Genomic DNA, 9,414 nt, shown 5'->3' on the forward strand with positions numbered 1-9,414 from the left:
TTAGAGTAATTTATAGGCGTTAATGGTCTGGGTCGTACAGTTCTCCCACGAAAACTGTTTCGCCTGGGCAAGACCGCGCGCGGTGGCGATTTCCCGCCAGCTATCATCCTGCAGGCTCTGCAAAATATGCGCGCTAATCGCGTCTACATCATTAGGATCGGCAACGAGGCCGGCATCGCCAACCACCTCAGGCAAAGAAGTGACATTGGAACATACTACCGGCACACCGCAAGACATCGCTTCAAGAATAGGTAAACCGAATCCCTCATAGAAGGAGGGATAAACAAAGGTTCTGGCCGCCGCGTACAGATAAGGCAGGTCTTCATCCGGGACATAGCCCAGGTAACGGATCCACCCTTCCCGCGTACCGCGCTCGACTAACTGCCACAGCATATCGTCTTCCCAGCCGCGATAACCGCTGAGGATCAGCGGGTAGCGCATGCGGGTCTCCATCGGCAGCAGCTGATAGGCCTGCAGCAAACCGCGGATATTTTTACGCGGCTCCATAGTGCCGATATACAACGCGTAGCCCTGCCACGCCAGCTGATATTTTTGCAGGACCGGCAGGCACTCCGCCGGGCTGCGCGGAATATAGTCGCTGCTGCAGGCCAGCTTGGTGGTGACGATCCGATCCGCCGGATAGTTGAACAGGCGGATGATTTCACTGCGCGAGAAGTCAGAGACGGTCAGGATCAGCTTTGCCGAATCGAGGCTCTCGTGCAGGGACTTCTCCATATAGCGAACCCGATCTTTTGGATGATATTCCGGGCAGGTAAAAATGGAGATGTCATGAAACGTGGTCACAGCGCGTTCCAGGCGATGCGGCAGATAAAAATTGGGACCATGGTAGATGTAATCTTTATAGTCGCGCAATGCCCATGCCTGGCGCCGCGGGTGCAGCAGACGATACGCCTCAATCAGCAGCGGCTGGCGGCGCAGAAACGCTGACAGACGACCATGATTGCTGGCTTTGGTATCGCTTTTATTCTCAACCTGGGGGATCTGATCGATAAACGACGCGCCGTGAAACAGCTTCAGCTCTTCGATTTCGCGAGCGACCGCCAGCCGCTTAACCAGCTCCAGGGAATACCGACCGATGCCCGTTAATGGGTATTTAATTGGCTCAGTAGCAAAAATAATTTTCATAACGAACTCATCACAAGGGCCACCGGGGCGGCCCTGTTGATAGCGATTATTGCTTCGCGGCTGGCGCGATAATCGGCAGGTTTTTCAGGAGAAATTCCGCGCTCTGCTTCCAGGTTAACCAGTTGATATTTTCGGAGCGAGGATGCGCGTTTTGCTCATACAGGGCTAACCAGTCTTCGACAGCCTTCGCGATGTCGGCCGGCGCTTCCCCGGAGAAATACCAGGCATGTTCCTGAGCAATCTCTTTAAACACCGGGATATCGCGGATAATCACCGGCAGCTTTTTCTGCGCCGCTTCAATCAACGGCAGGCCAAAGCCCTCGCCCTGCGAGGCAAAGATCAGCGCGCGTGAACGAGCATATAGCTCGGCCAAAAACTCGTCGCTGATATTCTGCAGCCAGAACAGCTTTTTGTTCAGCTGCGGATGATGGCGTAATTTTTCGCACAAGCTGTCAACGTTCCAGCCCTGTTTGCCGACGATAAACAAGTTGTACTCTTTGCCCTCGCGCCACAGCTCCTCGAAGGCGGCCAGCGTCTGGGCGTGGCCTTTGCGCGGCTCCATGGTGCCAACCATGATAAATGACGGGGCTGCGGCCATCGTGGCTAACAGCGCCTGTGCATTGTCCGGCATACCAGTGGACGGTACGCTGGCATCGAGGTCGGCGCCCAGATGGAAGTTGCTGACGGTCAGCAGCGGATTCGGTTTCACCCAATGGCTATTTTCCGCAATCCACGCTTTCACATCCTCGGCGACGCTGGCAGAGACGCAGATCAGCCGGTCGGCATGCTCTGCGAGGCAGGACAGCCAGATCGGGAATTCACGCTGAATGCCTTCGATACTCCACTCCGGGCGACGTAATGGCAAAATATCATGCACCACGAAGCAGGCGAACGCCCCGGCGGCGCGCATGCTGTCAATTTGCGTCACCACCTCCGGGAAGAGATGCGCGGTCAGATCGGTGGCGATCAGAATATCATCTTTACTGAACAGCACCGGCTCGTCGGCACCATATTCGCCCGGGAAGTTACTGGACAGATATTGGTTAGCGTAGCGATAACACTCGCCAGGGGTGTAGTAGACGGCGGAAACCTCATAACCCGGCACGCCGGATTTCAGTAATTCGCTAAGAATACTGCGCGAGACGCGCTGGATCCCGGTCTTCGCGTCATGCTTCGCCAGAACCGAAATATCCACCAGCAGCTTGCGGGTATGGCGCTTAAAGCCGTTGCGCGCAACCGCCCACGCCAGCCCCAGACGGTCGACTTCGCTCAGCGCATCGATTTTCTGCATCGTCTGAAGGCGCGAGGCGGTCACGCCTTCCACCTGCCCGGCATCCGCCTCTTTGGACGACTGCAGCAGGCGAGTGAAACCCTCGATCGCCAGATGGGCGGTATTGGCCCAGGAGAATTTGGCCGACTGCGTCAGAGCATGCGCCTTCAGCTCACGGTAAAACGCCTCATCGGTCAGCGCCTTCTCCATCACCCGGCGAATATCCTGCACGTCATGCGGATTGAACATGGCATCTTCCCAGCCAATGACTTCCGGCAGGCTGGTAATGTTTGAACCTAAGGTCGCCGCCCCGCAGCGCATCGCTTCCAGCGGCGGCAGGCCGAAACCTTCATGCAGCGACGGGAACACAAACAGTTTGCACAGGTTGTACAGGGCAATCAGATCGTCGTCGGTCAGGAAGCCGGTAAAGATAAGCTGGCTGCGTGACAGGCCATAGCTTTCCGCCAGACGCAGAATCCGCTCCAGATCCTCCGGGTGCACCTTATACGCCAGCACCATCGGATAGCGCTGCTGCAATTCGGCAGGCAGCATGCTGTAGGCGTGAATAAGCGCTTCGATGTTTTTCCGCGGCTCGATCATCGCCAGCGTCAGAATAAACTCATCGGGCAGGCTGTATTTGTCTTTTAAAGACTGAATACGCTCGGCGGAATAGTCGATAACCGCAAACTCTTCCCCCACCGCCGAGGAGATGTTCAGCACTCGATCGCTGGCGATGTCGGTATATTCGATCACTTCCTGGGCCGCCGACTGCGAAATAGCGAAGATCGCGTCCGCCCGCTCAAACTCCGCCAGCTTGTTCATATAAAACTCGCGGAAATTCGGATCGCCGAGATAACGCTCTTTATTTAACAGCGGGATCAGATCGTGGCATACGCACACTGTCTTCCACGGCACATTGTCCGCCGGAATGGACACGGTATAACTATCCCCATGGCCTTCGAAGAAGCTAATAACATAGACAATATCAGGCGCGATATTGGCGATAGCGATATCGCGGGCCGCCTGGGCGGCTTTGCTACGGCCGTGGTTATCAATATTGCAATAGGCCGTTGGCGCAACGGCGGAGAAGATGAACATATCCTCGTCCGCCAGCAGGTCCCGATAGGCCATTTTTACATCATTAATATTGTCAATGGGATACATACCATTGATCAGAATACTGACGCGATGCTCGCCGGCATTTTCAATAATGGCGCGGCTCATGGCCAGGGTACTGCGACCGATACCGCGGAATTTACTTTCCGACTGGTAACCCTGGACATCAATCAAAATATGCAAGTTAATCTCCTTATTTATTTTTCGTTAGTTTGAGATAAATTTCATAAACCTCCGGAGGTAAAAGCTCCGGATGCATCACTTGCAGCTCAGTCTGCGATAAAATTTGCGCATCAGCCTGATACTGGCTGTGCGGCAGCGGATTCATACGACGATACAAACGATAGGCCGGCTGATAAAGGCCCAGCTTATGTAACCCATTTACCGCGGTATGTTTTACCTTCGGATGTTTTCTCATAAACGAGAAAACAAACCGCAGGACGCGTTTAATAAAATGTTTACAACGCTGCACGAAACCATACTGCCTCAGCAAATGGATCTGCAGTCCAAGATAACGATAACCCTTGGTCATTCTCCAGGAACGGCTGCGATGGATTTTTTCAATTTCCTGGCGAAGCTGCTGGTTTTCGTTATGTAAATGGTGAATCTCCCGGTTAGCGGCTTCCAGTCGCTGGAGGAGCTCAGCGGTTTCCGGCGGCAGCTCGGGCTGAATGTCAGCCTGGGCGTGCGCTTGTGCCGACTCCAGCAGCGCGGTCAGCTGCGCCATATTCTCAGTCAGCCAGCTCAGCTCATGGCTGACTTCCACTGGCTGTTGCACTTTCTCGACTAACGCATCCTGTGCCACCTGCAGCTGAACGATCTGTTGCTCCAGGGCATGGATTTCCCCACGCATCGCCTCCGAGCCGGCGCTTTCATTGCGCACCCGGGACTGGAGCTCCAGCAGCACCGTCTCCTGAGCGATGATCCACTGCTCCGTCGCCCCACGCTGCTGTTCAGCTGAAGGCAGTTTCGCTTTCTTGTCGAACAGCGCTAACAGCAGGGCAAAGTTCCAGCTGTCAACCGGCTCCTGCCAGACCGCATACAGCCAGTTTGACCACGGCTGCGGCAGGTTGAACGGATGCACGGGCGCCGAGCGCCAGAAACCGTTTATGTTTTTGTTTTCGGCAAACAGCTCGTTCACAAACACGAAAAACGACTGGACAAGGTTTGTCGGCCAGCTGCAGTCCTGTGGGGTGGTGACGATAGAGCCGAAGTCGATTAAGCGGGCATGCTGCCGGGCATCGACCATCACGTTCCATGGGCGCACATCGTCATGCCAGAACCCTTGCTTCTCCAGCGCCGCTAAGGAACGGAGCAAGGTGCCAAGGATTTTTTCACGATCGATCTCTTCCCCGGCCGCCAGCATATCGCTCAGCAAGCTACCCGGGAGCTTTTCCATCACCAGCCAGCCAGACTGGGCGTTTTCGCCGTGGGCCAGTAATGCTGGCGCGTCAAAGCCCGCTGGCGGTTGCGCCAGGAACTTTATTTCATTATGCAGTTCATGTTTATTACGCTGGCTCTCTTCCGCCGTCAGGATGCCGTGGGGCATGTCGTAATAGAAAAACTTGCACACATAATCTTCGCCAAAGAAGTAGCGACGGCTGCGCTTATGCGCCAGGCCGGCCCCGGCATAGGGCTGATTTTGCCAGTGCTGGAACGGCTGATTAAAATCGTTGAGCAGCACCCGGTGGTTGCTGACCAGGTACATCGGGCGCGGAACGGGGGATAAATGGGTATCAAACTCGCCAATCAGGCGATAAAACGCGCACTGCTCAATTAGTTCGCGGGGATCGTCCGGCTGAGAAACGCCCCAGTAGAGCGGTTCTTCTTTCACCGCCAGCTCAAGGATCACCGCCTGGGTGACATCCGCCAGGCGCGAGAGCAGACGTTTAACTTCATCGATACCATGAAGATGAACAATATGGTGAAACACGCTTAAGCCAATGGCCAGATCAAACTCGCCCTCTTCCAGCGCGGCGATCACCTCTTCAATTCTGCCTACCCGGAATTCGGCGGCAAAGTCGGGGTTTTCTTCGGCCAGTGCGCGGCACACGTTAATGTTTTCCTGCTGGAAATCGATACCAACGATAGTCGCGCCTTTGCTTGCCAGGCTCAGGCTGAAAAAGCCCTGAGCGCAGCCCAGATCGAGAACTTTAAGCGGGCGGCCCAGCGCCCGGGATAAGTTATCGTACTGTTCGGTAATCAAATCGAGACGTTGATTACAATCGCGAGCGGCGTCGCCATCCCACTCGGGATGGCCAAAAATAGTTTGATAAATCTCAGGTAATTCGCTAACCAGCGTGTTTAAGTTTTTAGTCATGGAATCGTTTTTCTCAACGTCATTGGTAGCTAGTAAAGGACGACTTAAGATCGATGACACCCCAAAAATCCATGCTCTTGGTCACATGTAAAATAATGGAGTCGTAACGTCTGTCCAGCGGCGTCATATCCGTCTGCGGGTTGCCGGCAGAGATACCAAATGACAGCAGGTAATCGCCACTGTTTAAATCCACCGGAAGGCTAAATTTAAACACCCGAACATCGCCGCGGGAAACCGAAATATTCTCGCGCCCTTCTGAGGCGAGGAAAGAGTTGGTTCCGTAGAGGAATAAGCCATCGAGGGTCTTAATCAGGATGCCTGGCACCACGCAATCAAAATCGTATTCAAACACGACCTTCATCAGAAAATCGGTCTGCTGATTGCCCGTCAGCGAAGGCGGAAAATCATCCCCGGCGCTCTGAATATGGTAATCGATGATTTTCGCGCCCCCCTGCCCCCAGCGGTACTCTTCCGGACGGTAGCCTGGTCGCGTGTGGTACACATCTTCAATCTCATCGAGCGACATCTGGCTTTCGCCACTGGCTGACGAGGTAGCCGTTTCGCTTTTCTTGGCGCTGTCTTTATCAGGTTTGCCAAACAGCTCATCCAGGTAACGGTTGGTCACGTCACGGGCGGTGCCGTCCATGCAAATGTCACCATTTTTGAGGAAGATGGCGCGGTCGCAGTGTTTGACGATATCCCCGGCGCTGTGGGAAACCAGCAGCAGCGTGGTGCCCTGCTTTTTGAAGTCCGCAATGCGGGCGTAGCACTTCGCCTGAAAGCGGGAGTCGCCAACGGAGAGCGCTTCATCGACGATCAGAATATCCGGGCGAGAAGCGGTGGCCACGGCGAACGCCAGGCGCATTTGCATGCCGCTTGAATAGATGCGCACCGGCTCTTCAATGTAGTCGCCGATATCCGCAAAGGCTTCGATCTCAGGCATTAAGCGCTCGATCTCTTCCCGGCTCAGGCCCATCATCAGCCCGGACATATACACGTTCTGCCGGCCGGTAAAGTCGGGATGGAACCCCATGCCCAGCTCCAGCAGCGCAGCGACGCGCCCCTGGATCTCAATGCTGCCTTTGGTGGGCTGGGTGGTGCCGGTTAGCAGCTTCAGCAACGTACTTTTACCTGCGCCGTTCACCCCGACAATACCGACTGCTTCACCGGGTTCAATGCTGAAATTGATGTCTTTTAACACCCATTTTTTGCTGTGCCGCGGCTTATCGCCCGGCAGCAGTTTCTCAATGACCCGGTTCCATTTGGATGGGTAATATTTATACGCCTTGCCGACGTGCTGAACTTTGATACTCATGATTAAATCTCGTCCACAATATCAGCGGCATGTTTTTTAAATAAACGCCAGGCAAATAAAAACAGAATGACCGACACCACCGTGACCGGAAGCAGCGCCATCCAGTCAGGGCTCTGGTGATAGAGCATCACATTCTGGTAGGAACCGATAATGGTCGCCATCGGGTTATAGGCCAGCAGGCCTGAAACCCATTCCGGCAGCGTTTTGGACACGTAAACAATAGGCGTAAACCAGAACCAAAACTGCAGCAGAATATTGACGAACTGGCCGATGTCGCGGACAAAAACGTTCAGCACGCCGAGGATAATCCCCAGGCCCAGGGTGAACAGCATCTGGACGATCAGCACCGGAATGATTTCAAAGAAAATCATGCCCGGGAAATTCCCCGTGACGATCAGAAACAGCACAAACAGACCGAAAATGATCAGAAAGTTAATGAACGCCGAAGCGGTGACGATGATCGGTAAACAGATCCGCGGAAAGCTGAGCTTTTTAAGAATGTTGGCGTTGGTCAAAAAAACGTTGACCAGATTGTTGAGCGTTTCCGTGAACAGCCCCCAGGTTAACACCCCGGAACAGAGGTAGATGCTATAGGCAAAAGGGCCGTCCATGCCCGCCAGGCGGGCACGCATTAATTCAGAAAAGATTAATGTATAGACGGAAATCATGGCGATCGGCTGCAAGATCAGCCATGCCGCGCCTAAAAAGCTGGTCTGGTAACGGGACTGAAAGTCCCGTTTAACGCTGTCAATAATAAAGCCACGGTAGCGATAGATCGCTGAAAACATAGGACTCAAAGCGATTCCTCTTTTAACAGGTTGAGCAGCTCGGCGGTTTTCTCGTTCATCAACGCCGTATCCGCTCTGGACTCAACGTTCAGGCGCACCACCGGCTCCGTGTTGGATGTGCGCAGGTTAAAGCGCCACTCAGGGTATTCAATACTGATACCGTCCGTTGTGTCGATGTGTGCGGCCGCCGGCTCATACTGCGCCCGGATGCGCGCGATCGCCTCCGCCGCATTTCCCAGCTTGCGGTTGATCTCCCCCGACGCCGGGAATGCCGCCTGGCGGTCCGCCACCAGCGATTTCAGCGAGCTGTTCTTCAGGCACAGCAGCTCCGCCACCAGCAGCCACGGGATCATCCCGCTGTCGCAGTAGGCGAAGTCGCGGAAGTAATGGTGCGCGCTCATCTCCCCACCGTAGATGGCGTCTTCCTGGCGCATCCGCTCCTTGATGAACGCATGCCCCGTCTTCGACATCACCGGCTGGCCGCCGCTGCGGGTCACGATGTCCACCGTGTTCCACGTCAGACGCGGGTCGTGAATGATTTTCGCCCCCGGCTGCTTCTGCAGGAACGCTTCCGCCAGCAGGCCGACAATGTAGTACCCCTCGATAAACGACGCCTCGTCATCGAACAGGAAGCAGCGGTCGAAGTCGCCGTCAAAGGCGATCCCCATGTCCGCCTGATGCGCACACACCGCGTCGGCGGTGTCCTGGCGGCACTCCGGCAGCAGCGGGTTCGGGATACCGTTCGGGAAATGGCCGTCCGGCTGGTGATGCACCTTGATAAAGGTCACCGGCGCCCCGGCCGCCGCGAAGCGTTTCTCCACCTCATCAATCACATGCCCCGCCGCCCCGTTGCCGGAGTTCACCACCAGCTTCAGCGGACGGGTGAAGTTCGCCAGGTCCACGTAGCCCATCAGGTGGTCAACGTACTCCTTCAGCACCGAAATCTGGCGCAGGGTGCCGCGACGCGCCGGGTCCACCGGCGGGAACTGGTTTTCCTCCGCCAGGCGCTGGATGTCACGCAGGCCGGTGTCGCCGCTGATGGGCTTCGCGTTCTCGCGCACCAGCTTCATGCCGTTGTAGTTCATCGGGTTGTGGCTCGCCGTCACCTCGATACCGCCGTCCACCCCGAGGTGGAAAGTGGCGAAGTAAATCTCTTCCGTGCCGCTCAGGCCGATATCCAGCACGTCGGTGCCGGCGTCCATCAGCCCGCGGGCCAGCGCCAGCTTCAGCGACTCGCTGGTGAGGCGCACATCGCCCCCCACCACTATCTTCCCGGGTTTCAGAAATTCGCCGTAGGCGCGGCCGATACGGTAGGCGATGTCCTCGTTCAGCTCCTCGCCCAGTTCACCACGGATGTCATAAGCCTTAAAGCATGTTAACTGTGTCATTCTGCGTTTTGTCCCGAAAAAATTAGCAACGACCATACTGGTCTTTAATACGAATAATGTCGTCCTCGCCG

General features: G+C 55.4%; 6 protein-coding genes. All 6 read right to left on the reverse strand.

Going from position 1 to position 9,414, the window contains the following annotated elements; genetic code table 11:
* The 6 genes from ABLV04_RS06570 to rfbK are packed head-to-tail and all read right to left on the reverse strand — an operon-like array spanning position 1 to position 9,343.
* Positions 1–1,146, reverse strand: a complete 1,146-nt coding sequence (locus ABLV04_RS06570; protein ID WP_072413433.1) for a glycosyltransferase family 1 protein — start codon at positions 1,144–1,146, stop codon at positions 1–3.
* A 46-nt stretch (positions 1,147–1,192) separates the two neighbouring features.
* Entirely contained in the window at positions 1,193–3,715 is a 2,523-nt protein-coding gene (gene wbdA, locus ABLV04_RS06575) for a polymannosyl GlcNAc-diphospho-ditrans,octacis-undecaprenol 2,3-alpha-mannosylpolymerase WbdA (RefSeq protein ID WP_348815502.1), read from the reverse strand.
* A 10-nt stretch (positions 3,716–3,725) separates the two neighbouring features.
* A complete protein-coding gene (locus ABLV04_RS06580; RefSeq protein WP_348815504.1) occupies positions 3,726–5,852 on the reverse strand; it encodes a methyltransferase domain-containing protein in 2,127 nt (708 codons plus the stop codon).
* A 19-nt stretch (positions 5,853–5,871) separates the two neighbouring features.
* Complete coding sequence (wzt, locus tag ABLV04_RS06585; RefSeq protein WP_348815505.1) at positions 5,872–7,167, reverse strand: O9 family O-antigen export ABC transporter ATP-binding subunit; 1,296 nt, start codon at positions 7,165–7,167, stop codon at positions 5,872–5,874.
* Positions 7,168–7,169: 2 nt separating this feature from the next.
* A complete protein-coding gene (gene wzm / locus ABLV04_RS06590) occupies positions 7,170–7,955 on the reverse strand; it encodes an O9 family O-antigen export ABC transporter permease subunit (protein WP_032453448.1) in 786 nt (261 codons plus the stop codon).
* Between the two features lie 5 nt (positions 7,956–7,960).
* Positions 7,961–9,343 carry an O9 family phosphomannomutase RfbK gene (gene rfbK, locus ABLV04_RS06595; protein ID WP_348815507.1) on the reverse strand — a complete coding sequence of 461 codons (1,383 nt, stop codon included), beginning with the start codon at positions 9,341–9,343 and terminating at the stop codon, positions 7,961–7,963.
* Between the last annotated feature and the right edge of the window lie 71 nt (positions 9,344–9,414).

The sequence above is a fragment of the Klebsiella sp. JN_Kp127 genome (assembly GCF_040062505.1).
In the GTDB taxonomy this organism is placed as follows: Bacteria; Pseudomonadota; Gammaproteobacteria; order Enterobacterales; family Enterobacteriaceae; genus Klebsiella; species Klebsiella quasipneumoniae.

What these genes read in the sequence shown, in the direction of transcription:
- ABLV04_RS06570 (WP_072413433.1), bottom strand. Translation starts at nt 1,146, where the DNA reads ATGAAAATTATTTTTGCTACTGAGCCAATTAAATACCCATTAACGGGC.
- ABLV04_RS06580 (WP_348815504.1), bottom strand. Translation starts at nt 5,852, where the DNA reads ATGACTAAAAACTTAAACACGCTGGTTAGCGAATTACCTGAGATTTAT.
- wzt (WP_348815505.1), bottom strand. Translation starts at nt 7,167, where the DNA reads ATGAGTATCAAAGTTCAGCACGTCGGCAAGGCGTATAAATATTACCCA.
- wzm (WP_032453448.1), bottom strand. Translation starts at nt 7,955, where the DNA reads ATGTTTTCAGCGATCTATCGCTACCGTGGCTTTATTATTGACAGCGTT.
- rfbK (WP_348815507.1), bottom strand. Translation starts at nt 9,343, where the DNA reads ATGACACAGTTAACATGCTTTAAGGCTTATGACATCCGTGGTGAACTG.